This window comes from Albibacterium sp. (assembly GCF_035514885.1).
GTDB lineage: Bacteria > Bacteroidota > Bacteroidia > Sphingobacteriales > Sphingobacteriaceae > Albibacterium.
Window position 1 is genome coordinate 119,380 of sequence record NZ_DATJCH010000003.1, and the last position, 21,982, is coordinate 141,361.

18 protein-coding genes are annotated in these 21,982 nt (G+C 36.4%); 7 read left to right on the forward strand and 11 right to left on the reverse strand.

Translation table 11 applies throughout. The annotated features are described in order from the left end of the window. From miaA to VL047_RS00615, 3 genes are all read right to left on the reverse strand, one after another. Nucleotides 1-906 carry a tRNA (adenosine(37)-N6)-dimethylallyltransferase MiaA gene (gene miaA / locus VL047_RS00605; protein ID WP_325357446.1) on the reverse strand — a complete coding sequence of 302 codons (906 nt, stop codon included), beginning with the start codon at nucleotides 904-906 and terminating at the stop codon, nucleotides 1-3. 66 nt (nucleotides 907-972) lie between these two features. Then, complete coding sequence (locus VL047_RS00610) at nucleotides 973-2,142, reverse strand: Gfo/Idh/MocA family oxidoreductase (RefSeq protein ID WP_325357447.1); 1,170 nt, start codon at nucleotides 2,140-2,142, stop codon at nucleotides 973-975. Between the two features lie 67 nt (nucleotides 2,143-2,209). Next, the gene (locus VL047_RS00615) at nucleotides 2,210-2,992 is read right to left on the reverse strand and encodes a hypothetical protein (protein ID WP_325357448.1); all 783 of its coding nucleotides are present in this window, start codon (nucleotides 2,990-2,992) and stop codon (nucleotides 2,210-2,212) included. A 104-nt stretch (nucleotides 2,993-3,096) separates the two neighbouring features. On the opposite strand from VL047_RS00615, the gene VL047_RS00620 reads away from it, so the two are divergent. From VL047_RS00620 to infB, 5 genes are all read left to right on the forward strand, one after another. Further along, nucleotides 3,097-4,869: a serine hydrolase domain-containing protein gene (locus VL047_RS00620; RefSeq protein ID WP_325357450.1), complete on the forward strand. Its 1,773-nt coding sequence runs from the start codon at nucleotides 3,097-3,099 to the stop codon at nucleotides 4,867-4,869. Nucleotides 4,870-4,963: 94 nt separating this feature from the next. Continuing rightward, complete coding sequence (gene bshA / locus VL047_RS00625; protein WP_325357452.1) at nucleotides 4,964-6,106, forward strand: N-acetyl-alpha-D-glucosaminyl L-malate synthase BshA; 1,143 nt, start codon at nucleotides 4,964-4,966, stop codon at nucleotides 6,104-6,106. A gap of 137 nt (nucleotides 6,107-6,243) precedes the next feature. Next, nucleotides 6,244-6,708: a ribosome assembly cofactor RimP gene (gene rimP / locus VL047_RS00630; protein WP_325357454.1), complete on the forward strand. Its 465-nt coding sequence runs from the start codon at nucleotides 6,244-6,246 to the stop codon at nucleotides 6,706-6,708. A gap of 1 nt (nucleotide 6,709) precedes the next feature. Next, nucleotides 6,710-7,945: a transcription termination factor NusA gene (gene nusA, locus VL047_RS00635; protein ID WP_325357456.1), complete on the forward strand. Its 1,236-nt coding sequence runs from the start codon at nucleotides 6,710-6,712 to the stop codon at nucleotides 7,943-7,945. A gap of 93 nt (nucleotides 7,946-8,038) precedes the next feature. After that, a complete protein-coding gene (gene infB / locus VL047_RS00640) occupies nucleotides 8,039-11,110 on the forward strand; it encodes a translation initiation factor IF-2 (protein WP_325357458.1) in 3,072 nt (1,023 codons plus the stop codon). A gap of 79 nt (nucleotides 11,111-11,189) precedes the next feature. Here the strand turns inward: infB and VL047_RS00645 are convergent, their stop codons facing one another. Next, nucleotides 11,190-13,010 carry an ABC transporter ATP-binding protein gene (locus tag VL047_RS00645; RefSeq protein ID WP_325357460.1) on the reverse strand — a complete coding sequence of 607 codons (1,821 nt, stop codon included), beginning with the start codon at nucleotides 13,008-13,010 and terminating at the stop codon, nucleotides 11,190-11,192. A 169-nt stretch (nucleotides 13,011-13,179) separates the two neighbouring features. Here VL047_RS00645 and VL047_RS00650 point away from each other — a divergent pair, with 169 nt between their 5' ends. Beyond that, entirely contained in the window at nucleotides 13,180-14,349 is a 1,170-nt protein-coding gene (locus tag VL047_RS00650; protein WP_325357462.1) for a pyridoxal phosphate-dependent aminotransferase, read from the forward strand. A gap of 4 nt (nucleotides 14,350-14,353) precedes the next feature. Then, nucleotides 14,354-15,196: a prephenate dehydrogenase gene (locus VL047_RS00655; protein WP_325357464.1), complete on the forward strand. Its 843-nt coding sequence runs from the start codon at nucleotides 14,354-14,356 to the stop codon at nucleotides 15,194-15,196. Here the strand turns inward: VL047_RS00655 and VL047_RS00660 are convergent. The 7 genes from VL047_RS00660 to VL047_RS00690 form a co-directional block, all read right to left on the reverse strand. Beyond that, on the reverse strand, nucleotides 15,189-15,695 hold the full coding sequence (locus tag VL047_RS00660) for an acetyl-CoA carboxylase biotin carboxyl carrier protein subunit (RefSeq protein WP_325357466.1): 507 nt from the start codon (nucleotides 15,693-15,695) through the stop codon (nucleotides 15,189-15,191). The two genes, VL047_RS00655 and VL047_RS00660, sit on opposite strands and share 8 nt — an antisense overlap. Before the next feature lie 3 nt (nucleotides 15,696-15,698). Beyond that, nucleotides 15,699-16,409, reverse strand: a complete 711-nt coding sequence (locus tag VL047_RS00665) for a 16S rRNA (uracil(1498)-N(3))-methyltransferase (RefSeq protein ID WP_325357468.1) — start codon at nucleotides 16,407-16,409, stop codon at nucleotides 15,699-15,701. Nucleotides 16,410-16,420: 11 nt separating this feature from the next. Then, nucleotides 16,421-17,734 (reverse strand): hemolysin family protein, encoded by a 1,314-nt coding sequence (locus tag VL047_RS00670; protein WP_325357470.1) that lies wholly within the window; start codon nucleotides 17,732-17,734, stop codon nucleotides 16,421-16,423. Nucleotides 17,735-17,738: 4 nt separating this feature from the next. Then, entirely contained in the window at nucleotides 17,739-18,284 is a 546-nt protein-coding gene (locus tag VL047_RS00675; RefSeq protein WP_325357472.1) for an inorganic diphosphatase, read from the reverse strand. A 15-nt stretch (nucleotides 18,285-18,299) separates the two neighbouring features. Beyond that, the gene (locus tag VL047_RS00680) at nucleotides 18,300-18,932 is read right to left on the reverse strand and encodes a DedA family protein (RefSeq protein ID WP_325357474.1); all 633 of its coding nucleotides are present in this window, start codon (nucleotides 18,930-18,932) and stop codon (nucleotides 18,300-18,302) included. A 139-nt stretch (nucleotides 18,933-19,071) separates the two neighbouring features. Further along, nucleotides 19,072-20,451 (reverse strand): NADH-quinone oxidoreductase subunit N, encoded by a 1,380-nt coding sequence (locus VL047_RS00685; RefSeq protein ID WP_325357476.1) that lies wholly within the window; start codon nucleotides 20,449-20,451, stop codon nucleotides 19,072-19,074. Between the two features lie 34 nt (nucleotides 20,452-20,485). After that, a complete protein-coding gene (locus VL047_RS00690; protein ID WP_325357478.1) occupies nucleotides 20,486-21,934 on the reverse strand; it encodes an NADH-quinone oxidoreductase subunit M in 1,449 nt (482 codons plus the stop codon). Nucleotides 21,935-21,982: the final 48 nt, after the last annotated feature.

A 21,982-nucleotide genomic window follows, 5' to 3' on the forward strand; every position in this document is an offset into this window, starting at 1 on the left:
CTAAGGTACGAATTTGGTAATAAAATCTAACCGTTCAGTTAATGAGTTTTGATTTATCCAGTGAATTTCCAAGCCATCTTTTTCCATTTTTCGAAAGTAGGTCATCTGTCTCTTTGCAAATTGATGAATTGCTATCTCTAACTTAGAAAAACACTCTTCGAGTGAATAATCACCTTGAAGATGCTGTGTGATTATTTTATATTCCAAACCATAAAAGATCAGCATATCTGCAGAAATACCTTTATCCAAAAGTTGCTGAACCTCTTCAATAAGACCTTTATCAAAACGTTCACGTAATCTTTTACTGATGTTTTGCCGTCGGGTATTTAAATCTAAATTTATTCCAAAAATAATGGGCTCTATCGATAGATTCGCCTCTTCGATCAACTCGTTGTTTTCTAGCCACTTTGCAATTTCGATAGCTCTTATCAGACGTTTATGTGTACTCGTATCTGCATTAAAAGACTGAGCTTTTGGCAAGCCTTCAAACAGTTGTTTTAGTTCAGCATATTCTCTATGGATTAATGAATCACGCAATGCAAAATCTCTGGGTATATAAGTATGGGAAAAGTTCTGAAGAACTGCTTGAATATAAAGGCCAGTTCCACCACATAAAATAGGTATTCGGTTACGGCTCTTTATTTCACGAAGTACTCTGTTAAAATCTTTCTGAAATTGACCCACCCCATATATTTCGCCCGCATCGAGGATATCTATTAAATGATAAGGAACATTGCTATATTCTTCTAAATCCTTACCTGTGCCAATATCCATACCACGATAGACCTGACGAGAATCTGCACTAATAATCTCACCGTTCAGCTTTTTAGCCAAAGCAACAGCCAATGCCGTTTTACCGGAGGCTGTTGGGCCCAGTATACATATTAAATCAAGTTTCTCTTCCAATCTGCTAAAATAATATGAGCCTGGCAGATATCTCTACCAGGCTCCCAATTAAATTGAATCAGCTAATTAATCTACTTTAATCCACTTTTCGTTACTGCTGTTGCTTTCAACTACTTTATCAACAAAAGCCATCCCTCTCACACCTTCATCAACTTGTGGAAAATCAAGCATTTCTGCGGTTGGAGTTTCGCCATTCAATTTGGCAGAAACAGTCAAGATGAAGTTACGATAGATATTGGCAAAAGCCTCTAAAAGTCCTTCTGGGTGACCAGCAGGTATACGAGTATTATGTGTAGCGAAACTACTTAAGGTATAGGGCTCTTTATAAGCATTACCCGGGCGGTATACTTGTACTGGGCGATCTAATAATTTAACGAATAAACTATTAGGTTCTTGTTGATTCCATTCCAAGCCACCTTTTTCTCCATAAATACGCATTGAGATTGCATTTTCCTCACCAGCAGCAATTTGTGTAGCAATTAACACTCCATTGGCACCGTTGTTAAAACGCAATAAAACGTTTCCATCATCATCTAACATTCTACCTTCAACAACAATGGATAGATCAGCATTAAGTTCAGATATCTTCAAACCAGTAACATATTCAGCTAAATGAGCTACGTGAGTACCAATATCTCCCATTGCGCCACTTTTACCTGATTTTTTAGGGTCAGTTCTCCAAGCAGCACCTGAATTTCCTTCTCTTTCTGAAAGTCGGCTTAACCATCCTTGAGGATATTCAACAATTACCTTCCTGATTTTTCCAAGTTCTCCATTTGCTACCATAGCTTTTGCCTGCTTAACCATTGGGTAGCCGCTATAAGTATGCGTTAGTGCTAATGTCAAACCTGTTTTTTCAACAATTTCTTTTAATTCAACGGCTTCTTCTAATGAAAAAGTCATCGGCTTTTCAATGACAACATTAAACCCATTTTCTAAAGCCATCTTGGCTGGGGCGAAATGTATGAAGTTAGGAGTAACGATTGTTAAGAAATCCATTCTTACATCTGCAGGTAGTTGGCTTTCTTTCTCAATCATTTCCTGATATGTAAGATATACTCGATCAGGATTTACAAAAAGGGCTTCACCGGATTCTTTACTTACTTTAGGGTCAACACTGAATGCACCACATACAAGTTCAACTAATCCATCCATGAAAGCAGCTCTACGGTGTACAGCGCCAATAAAAGCATCAGTTCCACCACCAAGCATACCCATTCTCAATTTTCTTTTCATAATGTTATTTAATTATTCCTCAATTTAGGGTAAAGCTAAATATATAAATCCTAATCGTAAATTATTTTCAATTACTATTAAGATATTTTATCATTTTAATACTCCCTGAGTTGAATATTTTATAGAAAGAATCGCTATTAAGCACATTCTCTTTAGCTGGCTCTCTTTGATTATTCTCTTTATTCACAAAAAAGACCTGCGGTTCCGTGACCATAATCTTTATAAACCCTAATTTTTCGAACTTATCGCCATTCGACCAATCTGCATCTACATAAGTCATTATATCATTCGGATTAAAATCAAGAATAAAAGCTTTCAATAACTTACTGAAGCCTCCTATTATTATTAATCGCTGTTTTGAACAGAATCGCAAACATTCAAAGGATCGATAATTTTCTGAATGCCTCATTAATCTCCCTCCACTAAAAACCATAATGGCTACCAATTCCCCTTCAAAAAATAATCCATATCTGTACTTCCCGGGCAGTTCAGTTTGCAAATGATGTTCTTTCTGGAAACTTAAAGCTGTCTTTTTATCAATACGGGCAGCAATGCATTGGCGTGCATACACTCGCTCACCCTTTCCCACTAATACTTTAATTCTGTTCAATAGCAAATCAGGCTTCGTAAGCCAAATATCCTCATCAATGTGGATAGGGAGTTTATTAGATCCTCGATCTTCGTACTTTATTTTTGGGGCACCTGCCAAATAAAAGAGTATAAGGATATCACTTCCCAAGACTTCAATTTCAAAAGTTCGATTATGAATCTCTTTTATTACCAGGTCACAATTTAACTGAATCTTCAATCCGGTAACAAATTCAGAAACGTTCCGAGGGAGAATATCCATATTGCAAATATCTTAATAAACGTTGATTTATAAGACTCTTGGGGACCTGCATGATTAAATAAAATATAATATTGCATATATTAGATCAAGTTAACTCTCTAGAAATGCTATTATCAAAGTCTACAGTATTCTCAGCTATATTATTATTTCTATTTTCTATGTCTGCTTGTGCTCAAGAAAAAACAGAAGACGTAATTACCCGCCAGAATCGAACAGAGGCTACAACTGTATTGCTAAACAACTCTGAATCTATCATTCCGCTTAAAGACTTAGAGACGCGGAAAATTGTTTCGATAAACGGGAACCCTTCTTTTGACAGCACGTTAAGCAACTATGCATTGGTATCTTCCATAAAACTGAGACAGTTCAAAGAACTAATTGATAAAGACAATTTCAATACATTGATAATTCGCGCAGATAGTTCTTTATTCCAGAATCAACCCTTTATTGAACAGATAAAGGATATCGCTAAAAACAAGCAGTTAATAATTACAGTTGCTGGACCTGAAAACAACTTAGCCAAGCTTAATGATTTAGAATTTCCTATTATATGGAGTAAAGATACGAGCCGATATGCCCAGAGAATAAGCGCTGAGATTATTTTTGGAGGTTTAGCTGCTGAAGGACATTTGCAAGATTCCATTTCTTCTAACTTTAAGTTGGGCGATGGCTTTATAACCCAGCAATGCCGGCTTAATTATGCCATGCCGGAAAGGGTTGGAATAAATGGGAAAAAACTCACCAAAGAAATTGATGCTATTGCAAAAGAAATGATTGACAAAAAGGCTGCCCCAGGTGCCGTGGTTATGATTGTTAAAGACAATAAAGTGATTTTCAATAAAGCTTACGGCAACCATTATTACGATATAGATGAGCCTACTAATGTTGATGATATTTTTGACCTAGCATCTGTGAGTAAGATTGCTGCGACTACCCTTGCGGTAATGCATCTTGAAGAAGAAGGTAAAATTGATTTAGAGAAAACAGTGGGCGATTATTTAAAAGACGCTCAGGGAACAAACAAGGAAAATATAAAATTGAGAGATTTAATGCTGCACCAAGCAGGACTCATTCCTTTTATTCCATTTTATAGAGATTTAACTAACAACGACTATCGTACTGACTCTTCTGCAGCTTTTCCAATAAAAGTTTCAGAACATTATTATTTAAGAAAGGGGTACTTTAACGATGTTATGTGGCCATTGATGCTGAATTCAAGAGTTAATCCTCCGGGAGATTATGTCTACAGTGATATTAGCATGTATATAATGCAACGTATAATAGAAACTGTTACGAGAGAATCCCTTGATAAGTATGTAGAACAAAATTTCTATAAAAAGTTAGGTATGTACTCCACAGGCTATAACCCTTGGAAAAAATTTCCGTTATCTCGGATAGTACCCACAGAGCTTGATAAAACATTCAGACAATCGCAATTAATAGGTTATGTTCACGACCAAGGAGCTGCCATGGCAGGAGGTGTTGCCGGGCATGCAGGACTCTTCTCTACCGCCAATGATTTAGCAATTTTTGGTCAGTTATTATTAAACAAAGGTCAGTATGGAGATGAAGATTATTTTAAACCAGAAACGGTTGAAAAATATACACGCAAATATGGGGAGAATAGTCGGCGCGGCTTGGGCTTCGACGGATGGGATCCAGCAATAGATAATGGATATCCTTCTGAGTTTGCTTCGCCATTTACTTTCGGACATACGGGTTATACTGGTACCTGTATTTGGATGGATCCTGAACAACAACTAATTTATATATTTTTGTCAAATCGTGTCCAACCAAGTGTAAGTCCTTTCCTATCAAAATTAAACATTCGCTCACGAATACAGGATGCCGTTTATAAAGCAATTCATGAAAAATAATTCAAACTTAGAAATAATAAAATTATCTTAGCTGACTCTTATCCTAAACAGCATATTGCCCATTTAGGATCAAATCAAATTTAGAATTATTCAAATGAAAATAGGTATCGTTTGTTACCCAACTTTTGGCGGAAGCGGTGTCGTTGCGACAGAATTAGGCAAGGCTTTAGCTGCACATGGACATCAAGTTCATTTTATAACTTATAACCAACCCGCCCGATTAGATTTCTTCTCGGCCAACCTTTTTTATCACGAAGTTAGTATCTCTAAATATCCTTTATTCGATTTTCCACCCTACGAATTAGCTTTATCAAGCAAGTTGGTGGATGTTGTCCGATTTGAGAAACTGGATCTGCTTCATGTACACTATGCCATACCTCATGCTTCAGCAGCTTATATGGCCAAGCAAATCTTGAAAACCTATAACATAGATATACCTGTTATTACTACTTTACACGGAACAGATATTACCCTTGTTGGTCGTGACCCAAGCTACAACCCAGTTGTCACATTCTCAATAAATCAATCTGATGGAGTTACAGCCGTTTCAGAAGATCTTAAAAAGGATACCTTAAACCATTTCAACATAGAAAAGGATATCCAGGTAATTCCTAACTTTATTGACTTAACCAGATTCAGCCTTAAGCCTAGGGAACATTTTAAGAAAGCTATTGCTCCCGGAGATGAGCGGGTAATTACTCATACATCGAACTTCCGCAAGGTAAAAAGGACAATGGATGTAATTCATATCTTTAAAAAAATTAAGGAAACTACACCTTCTAAACTTCTCATGGTTGGTGATGGTCCGGAACGTTCGAATAATGAGAAACTTTGCCGTGAATTAGGAATTGTTGACGATGTGCGTTTCTTAGGTAAGCAAGATGCTGTAGAAGAGATTCTATCCGTTTCTGATTTATTTTTGATGCCATCTGAATCAGAAAGCTTCGGGTTAGCGGCTCTTGAAGCAATGGCATGTAAGGTTCCTGTTGTTGCGACCAATGTTGGTGGAATACCAGAATTAATTGTAAACGGGGTATCTGGGTTCATGAGCAATGTGGGTGATATTGACGACATGGCAAAGAATTCACTTTATATTTTAGAAGACTGTGATCGATTAAATACATTTAAAAAAGCAGCTTTAAAGCGTGCCAAAGAATTTGAATTAAGCTTAATTCTCCCACATTATGAAGCCTATTATCAAAAGATTGTTGATGCGTCGAAAGCAAATGTGATATAATCTGTTTGAGCAATAATACCTTCGTAAAGAGTTAATTAAGATAGTACTTTTTATATTCTAAAATAATTTCATATATTTGTGCTTCTTGAGAAAGAGGGAACATGTCGTTCCCTCTTTTTTTTAAAGAACTTTTTACAATGAATATAGAAAAACACGTTGCCGAACTGGTGAGAGAGAAAATCTCAGATCGGGATGATTTATTTTTAGTTAGCGTTCAATATGTTCCAAATGCAAAATTATCTATTTTAGTTGATGGAGATAATGGCTTGAACATTCAAGATTGCGCTGCCATAAGCAGACACGTGGGTTTTCATCTTGAAGAAGAAAATATAATAGATACAGCTTATAACATTGAAGTATCATCTCCGGGAATAGAATCACCCTTGGTACTTGACCGGCAATTTCTGAAAAACATTGGCCGTGAGGTAAGTGTTAAATTAAACAATGGAGATAAGCATGAGGGGGTATTACTTAATTATACTCCTGAAGGCATTACGATTAATGAATCAATAAAAGAAAAAGGAAAGAAAGCTATTCAGCAGGAAAACTTTTTTAATATCGATAATATAGTAGAAACAAAAGTGTTAATTTCATTTAAATAAAATGAGCAATATTAATCTGATAGACTCATTTCAAGAGTTTAAAGACTTTAAAAACATCGATCGCCCTACCGTGATCAGCGTATTGGAAGAAGTGTTTCGTAGCATGATTCGCAGACGCTTCGGTACGGATGAAAACTGTGACGTGATTGTAAATCCAGATAATGGTGACCTTGAAATATGGCGCACACGAGTTGTTGTTGAAGATGAATTTTCTGAGGATGATGATTTAGAAATCGAATTGGCTGAAGCAAGAAAAGTAGATGCTGATCTGGAAGTTGGCGACGACTTTATTGAGGAAATTACCTTGGAAAGTTTTGGTAGACGTGCAATTTTAGCTGCCCGTCAAACCTTAGTATCTAAAGTACTGGAACTTGAAAAGGATGAGATATTCAAGAAATATAAAGACCGGGTAGGTGAATTAGTAACTGGTGAAGTCTATCAAATCTGGAAAAAGGAAACGTTGGTACTCGATGATGATGGCAACGAATTAATACTTCCGAAAACTGAACAGATACCTGCCGACTATTTCAAAAAAGGAGATAGCATCCGTGCAGTAGTTCATAAGGTGGATATGATGAATGCCTCTCCTAAAATTATAATTTCCAGAACTGCACCAGAATTTTTACATCGATTATTCGAACTGGAAGTTCCTGAAATATTTGATGGCCTTATTACAATCAAAAAGATTGTTAGAGAGCCAGGCGAGCGTGCCAAAGTAGCTGTAGAATCATATGATGACCGTATCGATCCGGTAGGTGCATGTGTAGGTATGAAAGGTTCACGTATTCATGGTATTGTTCGTGAATTACGCAATGAAAACATTGATGTTATTAACTTCACAAACAACACCTCTCTATATATTACCAGAGCCTTGAGCCCTGCTAAAATATCATCAATTAAACTTGACGAAGAGGAAAAACGTGCTGAAGTATATCTACAATCAGATCAGGTTTCATTAGCTATTGGTCGTGGAGGACATAATATTAAACTAGCAGGCAAATTAACGGGATATGAAATTGACGTATACCGTGAATCTGACGAAAGCGATGAAGATGTTGATATTGAAGAATTTTCAGATGAAATAGAAAGCTGGATACTGGACGAGTTTAAACGTGTAGGACTTGACACAGCTCGATCCGTACTTGCATTAAATGTGGATGAATTAATAAAAAGAACAGATTTAGAAGAACAAACTATCATTGATGTTATTCAGATTTTCAAATCAGAATTTGAATAAAACCATATGAAACATACGTTTTCTATAAATCATTGGTAATTAACAAGTAAAAAAGTATACTTTTGTAGTATATATAAAGGGTAATAATAATAAATGACAGAAGGTAAAAGCATAAACTTACTGAAAGCCGCCAAAGAATTGAACATTGGTATAGCTACAGCCGTTGATTTTTTAAGTAAAAAGGGTTATGATATAGAATCAAAACCAAATACAAAATTGAATGGTGAAATGTACAATGTTCTCTTAAAGGAATATCAGGGGGATAAAATCGTGAAAGAAGAAGCCAATCAAATTGTTATTGGTAAGATCCGTCGTGATGAAACTTCCACTGAACCTATTCAAGAGAAATCTGATAAAGGTTCAGAAACAGAGGAAATTCTTATAAAAAATAGCGCTTTCAGCCCCCCTCCTGTAGAAAAAACTAAAAAAGAGCCTGAGAACCTTCCTTTACCCCACAATGAAGAAGATAAAGTAGAAGATACCAAAGCCGGTACACATAGGGGAGTAAAGGTAGTAGGTAAAATTGATTTGAACAATCTGAACCCTCGCACTAAACATGAAAAAGTTAGACCTTCAACTGAGGTAGTGGAGAAGAAAGAAGAAATCGAATCAAAACCGCTTGATACTACCGTTTCTGAAAAACCGGAAGCGATTACCATTAAGGAAGAACCCAAGCCATCTATACCTGAAGAAACACCATTAAGTCCTGAAAAGCTTATAGAATCTCCTACACCTGTAGCTGAAACTAAGAAAGAAGAGGTTCAGGAAACTAAGGTAGAAAAGGTAGAGGAAGAGAAAGCTAGTGAAGAGAAAGCTTCTGCAGAAAACACACAAGTAGAAAAAGAAAAAGAAATAAAACCTACTATTAAGACCGAAGAGCCTCGGAAATCAGATCCTGATGGAGTTTTTCGAACCAAAACAGTACGATTAACCGGTCCGAATGTAGTTGGTAAAATAGATCTACCTACTCCTTCCCGTAGAAAGAATCAACCTGTTGCTTCTTCTACCGGCTCTAGTACAGATCATAAACGTAAACGTAAGCGCAAAGAAGCTCCTACGGGACAAAATAGGCATCCTCATACACCAACTGGAACTGGTTCTGACACACCGAATACTCCTCATACAGGTCAAGCACCAAACCGTGGTGGAGCCAATAGTGGTGGAAGTAACAGACCAGGACAACATCCAAGAGGAAGAAACGACTTTAATAAAGGAAGAGCTCGTCAACCTGTTGTTAAGAAAGAAGAGCCAACAGATAAAGAAATACAAGATCAAATTAAAGCAACACTTGCACGTTTAAGCGGTGCCGGCAAGTCTGGTAAATTTGCTCAACGTGCAAAACTAAGACGTCAAAAACGTGACGATGTTGCCTTATCAGCTGAAGAAGCTGCTTTAGAGCGTGAATTACAATCAAAAGTACTTCGTGTAACAGAATTTGTTACAGCGAATGAATTGGCTACTCTTTTAGACGTTCCGGTAACTCAGATTATCTCTACTTGTATGAGTCTAGGCTTGTTCGTATCAATTAACCAACGCCTAGATGCAGAAACAATTAGCATCGTTGCTGAAGAGTTTGACCATGAAGTTGAATTTATTAAAGCAGATGAAGAAGAAGCATTTGACTTAGAAGAAGCAGATAATCCGGATAACCTGATTCCACGCTCACCAATCATAACAGTGATGGGACATGTGGATCATGGTAAGACTTCACTTCTCGATTATGTTCGTAAATCGGACGTAACAACCGGTGAAGCAGGTGGAATTACACAACATATAGGTGCTTATGAAGTTACATTAGAAAACGGCCGTAAGATTACCTTCTTAGATACGCCTGGTCACGAAGCATTTACCGCAATGCGGGCTCGTGGTGCTAAAGTTACTGATATTGTTATTATTGTAATAGCAGCAGACGATAGCGTTATGCCTCAAACAAAGGAAGCTATCAACCATGCTTTGGCAGCTAATGTTCCGATCGTATTCGCCTTTACTAAGATGGATAAACCAAGTGCTAATTCAGACCGGGTTCGTGAGCAGTTATCTACCATGAATATTCTTGTAGAGGAATGGGGTGGGAAATACCAGGCACAGGAAATATCTTCCAAAACCGGAGAAAATGTAAATCTATTATTAGAGAAGGTTTTACTTGAAGCAGACTTACTTGAATTAACTGCTGATCCAAACAAGAGAGCTGTTGGTTCAGTTGTAGAAGCAGAACTTGATAAAGGAAGAGGTATTGTTACAACCGTACTTATTCAGTCGGGTACTTTACGAGTAGGAGATGCAATTCTAGCAGGATCACATAGTGGTAAAGTAAAAGCCTTAACTAATGAGCGTGGGCAAAAAGTAGTCTCAGCTGGTCCTTCAACACCGGTTCAGATTTTAGGTATAACCGGAGCTCCAACTGCTGGTGATAAATTCTATGTTCTAGAAAGCGAATCTGAAGCTAGAAGAATCGCAAATCAACGATTACAATTACAAAGAGAGCAAGGATTAAGGACACAAAAACATATTACTCTAGACGAAATTGGCCGAAGATTAGCAATTGGTAACTTTAAAGAGTTAAATATTATTGTTAAAGGTGATGTTGATGGTTCTATTGAAGCACTCTCAGACTCTTTGTTAAAGCTGTCTACGGAAGAGATTCAAGTAAATGTTATTCACAAGTCGGTTGGACAGATTTCAGAATCTGATGTTTTATTAGCCTCTGCTTCTGATGCAATTATAATAGGTTTCCAAGTTAGGCCTTCAACAGGTGCAAGGAAACTAGCAGAACAAGAGCAAATAGATATTCGTCTGTACTCAATTATCTACGATGCAATTGATGAACTCAAATCAGCTATGGAAGGCATGTTGGCTCCTAAGTACGAAGAGAAGATCGTTGCAAACGTTGAAATTCGTGAAACATTCAAAATCAGTAAGGTTGGTACAATTGCCGGCTGTATGGTATTAGATGGTAAAATAAATCGGAACCATGATATTCGGATAATTCGAGATGGAGTGGTTGTTTACACCGGTAGACTTGCTTCCCTGAAACGCTTTAAAGACGATGTTAAAGAGGTCTCAACCGGATATGAATGTGGTTTAAATATCGATAAGTTTAACGATATTCATGTTGGCGATATCGTAGAAGCATACGAACAAGTAGAAGTAAAGCGTAAGCTTTAATCTTAATAAATAGAAGTAAACAGGAAGGGGTATTTATCTAGCTGATAAATACCCCTTCCTGTTTTTTTAACATTGGATATTAATGATAAAACTGCTGCATCTCAATAAGTTTACGATATACTCCTTCTTTAACCAGAAGCTCTGTATGCGTTCCTTCTTCCACAATCTTACCCTTATCTAAAACGAATATCTTATCTGCCTGTTGAATTGTACTAAGTCGATGAGCAATAACTAAACTAGTCCTACTCTTCATCAGGTTATTTAAGGCTTCCTGTACCAATTTCTCTGACTCTGTATCTAAAGCAGATGTTGCTTCATCAAGCAGTAATATCGGTGGATTCTTCAATACTGCCCGAGCAATACATAATCTTTGTTTCTGTCCGCCGGAAAGTTTAATACCCCTATCGCCAATATTAGTTTGATAGCCTAACTCCGACTCCATTATAAAATCGTGTGCATTTGCAATTTTGGCGGCAGCAATTATACTCTCTTCAGATGCATTTTCAATTCCAAATGCAATATTATTAGCTATTGTATCATTAAATAAAACAAGGTCTTGATTAACGATACCCATTAGATTTCGCAACGAATCAACTTTTAAATCACGAATATCCTTATCGTCAATTAATATTCTTCCTTTTAATGGATCCATAAAGCGAGGAATCAAATCCATTAAAGTCGATTTTCCACCACCAGACGGGCCCACTAATGCTATCGTAGATCCTTTCGGGATAACCATATTTACATTTGATAAAACTGATTTCTCATCGTAATCAAAACCTATATTCTCTAACCTGATTTCATCATTAAATGAGTCAATACTTTTTGCATCAGACAGGTCTACAACACCTGGCTTTTGATCAATCAAATCCAACACACGCTCACCTGCAGCAATACCCGAATGAATATTAGTAAATGAATCTGTCAATGCTTTTGCCGGTCGCATTACTTGTGAGAATATAGCTATATAAGCAATAAAAGTCCCGGCCGTAAAACTTTGATCGCCATTAATAACCAGGTTTCCTCCGTATAACAATATTACTGCCACCATTATTACCCCCAAGAACTCTGATACAGGCGACCCAAGTTGCTGCCTTCTTGCCATGCGCCTACCAATATTAGAATAATAAGCATTTTCTTCGTTGAACCGTTTTTTGACAAACTCAACTGCATTAAATGCCTTAATAATCTTTATTCCTGATAAGGCTTCATCTAAATAACTAATCATTTGTCCATATACTGATTGAGCTTCCATAGCTTGTTGCTTTAACTTCTTAACAATTTTAGAAATAAAGAAACCTGAAATAGGAATAATCAGTAAAGCGAACAAGGTGAGTTCAACCGACATCATCAGCAATGAAACTATATAAAACAAAAGCTGTAAAGGCTCTTTAAATACAACTTGCAACGTTCCTGTCACCGAGAACTGAACTACTTGCACATCAGACGATATCTTTGAAATAATATCCCCCTTCCTTTGATTATTAAAATATCCTACATGCAGATCCATTACGTTATTGAAGACTGTCTTCCTTAAATTCAATAAGGTATGGATCTTCAAATTCTCCATTATACGCTGAGAAAAATAGCGAAACAGATTGCTTAAAAACACCGAGCACACTATTACTATACAAACTAACTTCAATGCACCATAAGCACCGTACATCGTGCTTATCTCTTGTGCGTAGTAATTAAACCAATCAATAACATTCATCCAATTATCTGGCTTAGCCAGAATATCAACCTCATCGGTTGCCATAAACAGGGTATTCAACAAAGGTCCTACTAACACCAAGTTCATGGTACCAAAAAGAACTGCTAATAATGCACAGATCACATAAGGTATAGCGAATTTTTCTATTGGTTTTGCAAAGGAAAGTAATCTAAAATATGTTTTCATAATTATAGCGTGAGGCAAAGGTAATAAAACCCGCTCAAGTTATTTTAAATGGTATAGTCCATCTTTTGTAAGAAAAACTTAGCCACATTTTAAATATGTGGCTAAATATTGTAATCTAAGCAAATATCTAATAAATCATTAGTAATTTAGCAAGCCTAATAATATTGATATGCATATGAAAATTGCTGATAGGCTTCAACATACAGAAGAATATTACTTTTCAAAAAAACTGAGCCAGATAGCAGAACTAAACAAAAATGGAATACAAGTTTTGAACCTTGGAATAGGTAGTCCGGACTTGAAGCCACCCGCTATTGTTATCGACACATTAATTGAAGAATCAAAGAATCCTCACAACCACGCCTATCAAAAATATAACGGAATACCAGCATTAAGAAACGCTATTTCAACTTGGTATGACCGGGAATACTCTGTAAGCCTGAACCCTGAAACCGAAATATTACCGTTAATGGGATCTAAAGAAGGTATTATGCATATATGTATGACCTATCTTCAGCCTGGAGATGAAGCTCTTGTTCCGAATCCAGGTTATCCCAGCTATCTATCAGCGGTACGATTAAGTGGCGCAACCCCTATAAGCTATGAGCTTAAAGAAGAGGAGAACTGGCTACCAGATTTAGCAGCACTGTCGAAAAGTGACCTTAGCAGAGTAAAACTTATGTGGATTAACTATCCTCATATGCCTAGTGGAGCTAAAGCAAATCGAGAGCTTTTTCAAGAGCTTATTGCCTTCGCAAAAGAAAATCAGATATTATTATGTCATGATAATCCTTATAGTTTTATTCTGAATGATGAACAAATTAGTATCCTCTCAATACCCGGAAGCAAAGATGTAGCAATCGAATTAAACTCATTCAGCAAAACCTTCAATATGGCGGGTTGGAGAATAGGGATGCTATTGGGTGCTGCAGAACGTATTTCAGAAGTCCTACGTTTTAAAAGCAATATGGATTCGGGAATGTTCTACCCTCTTCAAATGGCTGCAAGCAAAGCCTTATCTTTAAATAAAGATTGGTATACTGAGCTAAATCAAGTTTATCGAAAACGAAGAGAGAAGGTCTATGAACTTTTAGACCTCCTAAACTGTACATATGATAAGAATCAAGTAGGAATGTTTATGTGGGCCAAAATAGCCGATAAACATCAAGACTCGTACGCTTTAGCGGATGAGATCCTTGATAAATCACGCGTATTTATCACACCTGGAGGTATCTTTGGAAGCCAGGGAATCAAGCATATTCGTATCAGTCTTTGTGCTCCGGAATCAGTTTTCACAGAAGCCATTAAACGTATAACCTTATCAAACCTGTCAAGTTAAAAAAATGAAAATTTCTATTATTGGAGTAGGATTAATCGGTGGTTCCTTAGCACTGAGCTTAAGAAAAGCTGTGCCTGTAAACAAGATATTTGGAGTTGATACAAATAGCGGAAACCTAAATAAAGCCTTGGAGCTTGGAATAATCGATGCTACCTCAGACTTAGATAAAGCAATATCAGACTCAGACCTGATAATATTAACTATTCCGGTAAACTCCATTCAAGAGTTACTTCCAACTATACTTGATCAAATCACAAAAGACCAAGTGGTAATGGAAATGGGTTCAACACAACAAGAAATACTGGAATCAATTAAGGATCATCCTAAACGGGGCCGATTAGTAGCAGTGCATCCAATGGCTGGTACCGAATACTCTGGTCCTGAAGCAGCCGTAGACGACCTATTTACTGGAAAGAATATGGTATTCTGCGATATCGTACAAACTGATCCAGACGCATTTGAAATTGCCGAATCTATTTGTGAAGCCCTAAAAATGAACCCAGTCTTCATGAATGGAAAGGAGCATGATTTACACACTGCATACGTATCACACATTTCTCATATCACTTCTTTTGCACTTGCATTAACGGTTTTAGAAAAAGAAAAATCGCAAGGAAGAATTTTTGAGCTTGCTGGTGGAGGATTTGCATCTACAGTAAGGCTGGCTAAGAGCTCACCGGAAATGTGGGTACCAATATTTAAACAAAACAAGAAGAATGTGCTTGAGGTTTTAGAAGAACATATCAGACAATTGCAACGTATGCATGATGTTCTTGAAATGGAAGATTACGATGCCCTATTTAAATTAATCAAGCAATCTAATAAGATTAAAAGGATTATCAAATAGTATTGTCAAACTGAATAAGGAGTTGATTTTTTTCTACTTTATCTCCAGTATTAATTTCAATAGATTTAATAGTAGCATTCAATGGAGATTTGATAAGATTCTCCATTTTCATTGCTTCTAATACTAGTAAGCAGTCTCCCTTATTTACCTTATCACCTGTCTTTACGGAAATTTCTAAAACCAAACCCGGCATCGGAGCTTTTAAATTAGAAACGCTTTGAGATTTATTTAGTTCAATGCCTAAGCTTTTCGACAAGGCATCTTTTTCATCCTTTAAAGAAACATGGTATAGAATGCCATTAATCTTTATTTCCGCTTCCTTTCCCTTATAATCAACCTTAACCACTTCTGCAGAATAGCTCTTGTTCCTTAATAAAACATGCATATGATCGGTAGAATATTCCTGCAAATCCATCTGGATTAATTTGCCTCCAATAAAAACACCCTCATCCTTTATTTCAACGGTATAGGTCTTATTATTAACAAGGATATCTTTCATAAGCTAACGATTTAATAAGCTGGTTTCCATGCATGCAACCAATGCTGCTGTTTCAGTCCTCAATCTTGTATTCCCCAATGTAATTGGAATATATCCTGAAGAAAGAGCCTTCTCGATCTCCGTATCGCTAAAATCTCCCTCAGGGCCAATCAGAATAACAGCATCCTCATTCTTCTTAAGCGTATCTTTTAGCTGCATTTTCTCATGGTCTACGCAATGAGCTATAAACTTCTTTCCTTGCACTTTAAGCTGAAAGAAATCCTTCAATTTAATCGGTTCATTTACAATTGGTAAAAACGACTGCTGAGATTGTTTCATTGCCGCTATTACAATCTTATTCAAGCGATCAAGCTTCATTGCTGTTCTTTCAGAATGTTCGCAAATGATGGGTGTGATCTCATCAATACCGATTTCCGTAGCTTTCTCTAGAAACCACTCATAACGATCCAGCGATTTGGTAGGAGCTACTACCAAATGAAGATTATAATTCCTTCCTCTAGAGTCTTCTACAAAAGATAAAATATTGACTCTGGTTCTCTTTTTATTAGATGAATCAGCAATTACTCCTGAGAAAACACCGCCTCTACCATCAATCAATGTAATTTTAGCTCCTGTTTTTAATCTTAATACCCGAGTACAATGTTTACTCTCCTCTTCTGAAAGATCATAATGCAAACTTTGATTCTCAATATCTGGGGTATAGAATATATGCACAGCGATAAATTTTATTCTTCAGGCTCTTCGTCTGACTGCTCCAAACGTTCCATTTTAACCGACTCAATATTTTGCTGAGTCTTCTTTAAAATAGTGAAGGCATAACCGTGGAATTCTTTACACTCACCTACATCCGGTATCTTATCAAACAATTCGCTTACTAAACCAGAGAGCGTGTCATAGTCGTTACTTGGAGGAAGGTCTAATGGTAAATACTCATTAACATCATGAATGTTGGCAGATGCTGAAACGATATATTCTGTTTGCGATACTTGCTCAACAATTGGATGCTCTTCATCATACTCATCCTGAATTTCACCCACCAATTCTTCTACAATATCTTCCAAGGTAACCATACCCGAAGTTCCTCCAAACTCATCTAAAACGATCGCTATCTGAATTCTTTTCAGCTGAAATTCCGCCAACAGATCATTAATCTTCTTCGTTTCAGGAATAAAATATGGCTTCCTAATAATATTTTTTAATTCGATCTCCTGTTTATCTACCAATTGAGGAAGCAAGTCTTTAGCATGCACAACCCCTACTATTTTATCAATTGACCCATCGTATACCGGTACCCGGGAATACCCTTCGCTAATAATTGTATTTAATAAAAGTTCTTTCGGACTATCAACCTCTACAGCGGTGATCTTTGTACGCGGAACCATTACATTCTTTACCACTCGTTCATTAAAATCAAAAACATTCTTAATTAACTCGTGTTCGGTTAAATTTAGAGCGCCTGATTCTTTTCCCTGATCAAGTAAGTATTGTAACTCTTCAGAAGAATGATGCACTTCATTCATGGTGGCACCAAAACCCAACATTTTTAACAGCATGTTTGCGAAACCATTCAAAACCCATATAAAAGGCCTGAACACCATATAAAAGAACCTTAAAGGTAAGGTTAATGCCATTGTAGTACCTACCGGCCTTTGAATCGCTATTGATTTAGGAGCCAACTCTCCGAATACAATATGCAAAATTGTAATGATTGAGAATGCTAATATATGACCAATATTAGTTTGGAATGTACCAATCAATTGGATGTCGAAAAGGGCAAGAAAATTAACAACAACCTTCGTCATCACAGCCTCTCCAACCCAACCCAGGCCCAGAGAAGCTAATGTAATTCCTAATTGTGTTGCAGCTAAATACCCATCTAAATGATTAGTGATGTGTTTCGCAAGATTTGCTACATTATTTCCTGATTTAGCCTTAATTTCAATTTGTGAGGCCCTAACTTTAACAATTGCAAATTCAGCAGCGACAAAAAAGCCATTCAAGAAAACTAACAGAAAAGTAACAAAAATTTGAAAACCCATAATTCTATTTTTGGTTCACAAATATCTTCTGGTAAAGCTCCAGACTTTCTTCTATAACTTTTAATGCATAAGATCTATCCAAAAGTTGCTCAACCGTAACATTTTTACCTTCCAAAGCTTTATAATCTTGAAAGAATCGAACTATTTCCTTCATAGTATGGGGCGGTAACTCAGATAAATCGGTAATATAATTTACAGACATATCATTCTTAGCAACAGCAATAATCTTATCATCCTGTTCACCGTTATCAATCATATGCATAACCCCTACTACATTCGCTTCAATTAAAGTCATTGGATATACATCAACTGAACTTAGCACCAATATATCAAGGGGATCTTTATCATCGCAATAAGTTTGTGGAATAAACCCATAATTAGCTGGATAAATAACAGATGAAAACAGAACGCGGTCCAGCTTCATTAAACCACTTTCTTTGTCTATCTCATACTTAGCTTTCGAACCTTTTGGGATTTCAATAATACCATTAACAGAAGTAGGAATAACATTACCGGGCGAAATATCGTGCCATGGATGCTTAAAACTCATAGATTAATTCTTATTTTATTTTTCTTTTTTTATACTCTTTCGGACAACTGTAACAATTACAGGAACGGTTGTAAGTGAAATAAATCCTATTATTATATACTCAATATAATTAACAATCTGAGGGAAATTCTGGCCTAAAAAATAACCCGATAGAGTTAGAATAGCTACCCAAAGTATTCCTCCTGAAATATTGAGAATAGTAAATCTAGTTAAATCTACACGAACTACTCCTGCGAATATCGGAGCAAATGTACGTATAATTGGCATAAACCTACCTAAAATTAATGCTAGCGCACCATATTTATGATAGAACTCTTCAGCGGCTACTATATACTTTCGTTTAAACAAAAGCGAATCCTTCCTTTTGAAAAGCATCGGACCCGTTCTTGAACCAAACCAATAGCCTGTATAATTTCCTAAAATCGCTGCTGCTAACAGTCCTCCGCAAAGCGTATAAATACTAACCGGAAGAAGTCCTGAAGCACAAAATAATCCTGCCAGAAACAATAAATAATCTCCAGGCAAAAAGAAACCAAAAAACAAACCAGTCTCTGCAAAAACTACAATCAATAATAAATAGAATCCCCCACTTCGAAGCAGGGCTTCTGCATCAAATAATTGTTGAAACGATAACCAAAGCTCGTGCATACAAATCCTTATCCTACGAATATATAAAAATAAACAGCCAGATTTTATGATATCCTAAAATAGTGACCCCTAAGATATCCATTGTAACAATTAAGTTCAAACACTATTTATTTCTTTATTCTATCGAAAATAAATGCTCTTAAACAATGTTTGTAACGAGAGAAGGATAGAGTCCTAAACAAATGGTTATTATTGTAGCAATGGTAAGAACTACCTTATAATTTAAATTCCAAACAACTTCTTCTCTATCAGCTGGTTTAAAATACATTGCTACAATAACACGGAAATAATAGTAAATTCCAATTGCAGCATTAATAACAGCGAGAACTACCAATGTAATGTGATAATTATGTAAAGCAGCGGCAAACATCATAAATTTACCAATAAAACCTACTGTTAAAGGGATACCTGCCAAAGAAAGCATAGCTACCAATATCATAAAAGACAAATATGGATTCTTTTTTGACAAGCCATTAAAAGCTTCAAAATTTTCACTTCCACTCGCTCTTTTCACAGCAATCAGGCCTCCAAAAGCTACAATGGAGGAAAGAGAATAAGCTCCAACATAAATCAGAATCCCATTAGCAGATTCTCCACCTAGACTTAATATAGCAAACAACATATATCCTACATGAGAGACACTGGAATATGTCAGCATTCTCTTATAGCTTTGTTGCATTAAAGCGGTAATATTTCCAATAAATAAGGTAAGAACGGACATTACAGATAAAACCGGTGTCCAGAAATAATTTAACGGCTCAAAGCAGAACCAAAATAAACGCAAGAATGCAGCAATCGCGGCAACTTTCACGATTGTGCTCATAAAAGTCGTTATCAAAATAGGTGACCCATCATAAACATCCGGCACCCAAAAATGAAATGGTGCTGCACCTATCTTAAATCCTAAACCAATTATAAACAGAATAACCCCAGTAAAAAATAAAGGAGAGATCGCCTGAACATTATTTTGAACATAAGCCTGGATTTCATCCAATCCGAACGATCCTGTAGCCCCGTAAATTAACGTAATTCCAAATAACAAAAACCCTGTTGAGAAAGCTCCCATCAGGAAGTATTTCAAAGAAGCCTCATTTGATCCATAATCGCTTTTGCGAATCCCCGCCAGAATATATAAAGCTACAGACATAATCTCAATACCAATAAATAGCATAGAAAGATTATAAAAAGAAACAATAATTAATCCTCCAATTAAAGAGAACAGTATTAAAGAGAAATACTCCGCGGTATGCTCACCAATTGTATCAAAATAATCCCTGGACAGCAATAAAATCAAGATTGTTAACCCAATCATTAACATGGAAAACACGAGAGCGTAATGATCAAAAAGCACCATCCCATTATACTGCGGAACTGCTGTACCGTTCCATTGAACAATGCAAAATACAAGAGCCACACCCAATCCAAAAATCGATATTGGCAATATGGCTTTGGTAGCCTTAAACAGTCCTAAATATAATACTAGAATCGCTAATATCGTAAGCGTAATGATTGCACCCATCTGTTAATATTTATTCGAAAAATCGATTGATTTCTTATTTAATTGATATTTGATTAATTAAATTCGTTACTGCTGCCTCTGAAATATTTAATAAAGGCTCAGGGTAGATCCCTAATCCCAGAACAAACAACACCAGAATCACAAAAACAGCGGTCTCTGACCCATGAATATCTTTAAAATTAAAAGTAATATCATTCTTCTCTCCAAGCATCGTTTTCTGGTATAGACGTAACATATATGCAGCTCCAAGAACAAGTGTTAATCCTCCAAAAACAGCATACCATATACCTGCATTATAAATACCGGCCAATAGTAAAAATTCTCCCACAAAACCATTCGTTATGGGCAAACCAATAGCTCCCATAACGAGAACTAAAAATACAATCGCCAGCTTAGGTGCTGATAAAGCGATGCCACCCAAGTCGCTTAGATTTTCCTTTTGAGTCCGGTTGATTATAATGTCCATAACAAAAAATAAACCTACAACATTTATCCCATGGTTAATCATTTGGATCATTGCACCCTGTAAGCCTTGGACATTCCATGCAAAAACACCAGCACTAATCAATCCAACGTGTGCAATAGACGAGTAAGCTATTAATCGTTTAATATTATTTTGTCTAAGTGCAATAATAGAAGCATAAACAACACCTATAATACCTAAAACCAAACAGATCGTTCCATATTGTTCAAAACCAAGAGGTGAAACAGGAATCAACCATCTAATAAGACCATATATTCCCATTTTTAACATAATACCCGCCAAAAGCATGGTTCCTGCAGTAGGCGCTGAAGTATAGGTATCGGGCTGCCATGTGTGAAAAGGAAAGATTGGTAATTTCACAGCAAAGGCAATAAAAAACGCTATAAAAATCCATCCCTGCGTTTGAGCATCCAAGCCTAGTTGGTAAAAGGATGAAAGTTCAAAATCTCTTTCCGGTGCTTGGAAATGTAAATAGATGATGGCTGTCAACATCAATAAGCTTCCAATAAACGTATAAACAAAGAACTTCAAATTAACTCGGATACGATCTTCTCCTCCCCAGATTGCACAGATAAAATAGATAGGAATCAATGCAGCTTCCCAACCAATATAAAACACAAATGCATCTAAAGCCATAAAGACTAGAAGTAGCCCCGATTGCATAAATAATATCAAAGCATAAAAACCACCTTTATACTCATATCGAAAAGTAGATAATATTATAAGCGGAATTAATCCATTCGTTAACAATATCATGGGTAAGCTTATACCATCAATACCGATATGAAAATTTATACCATAAGATGGAAGCCAGGCAAAGGATTCTACAAATTGCATGGAAGCATCCGGAACAAAATTTAACAGAAAAGGTATAGTTAAAATAATTGTAAAAGATGAAACAGCTAAAGCCAATCGTTTTGCTAACTGAGATTGCTTAACAAATGCAAGTAGAATAGCGCCAAAAACAGGCATTAATAAAAGAAGGTATAAATTTTCCATTTATTGCAGTAATCCTTTAAATTGTATAAATGCCATAAAACAAGAGCA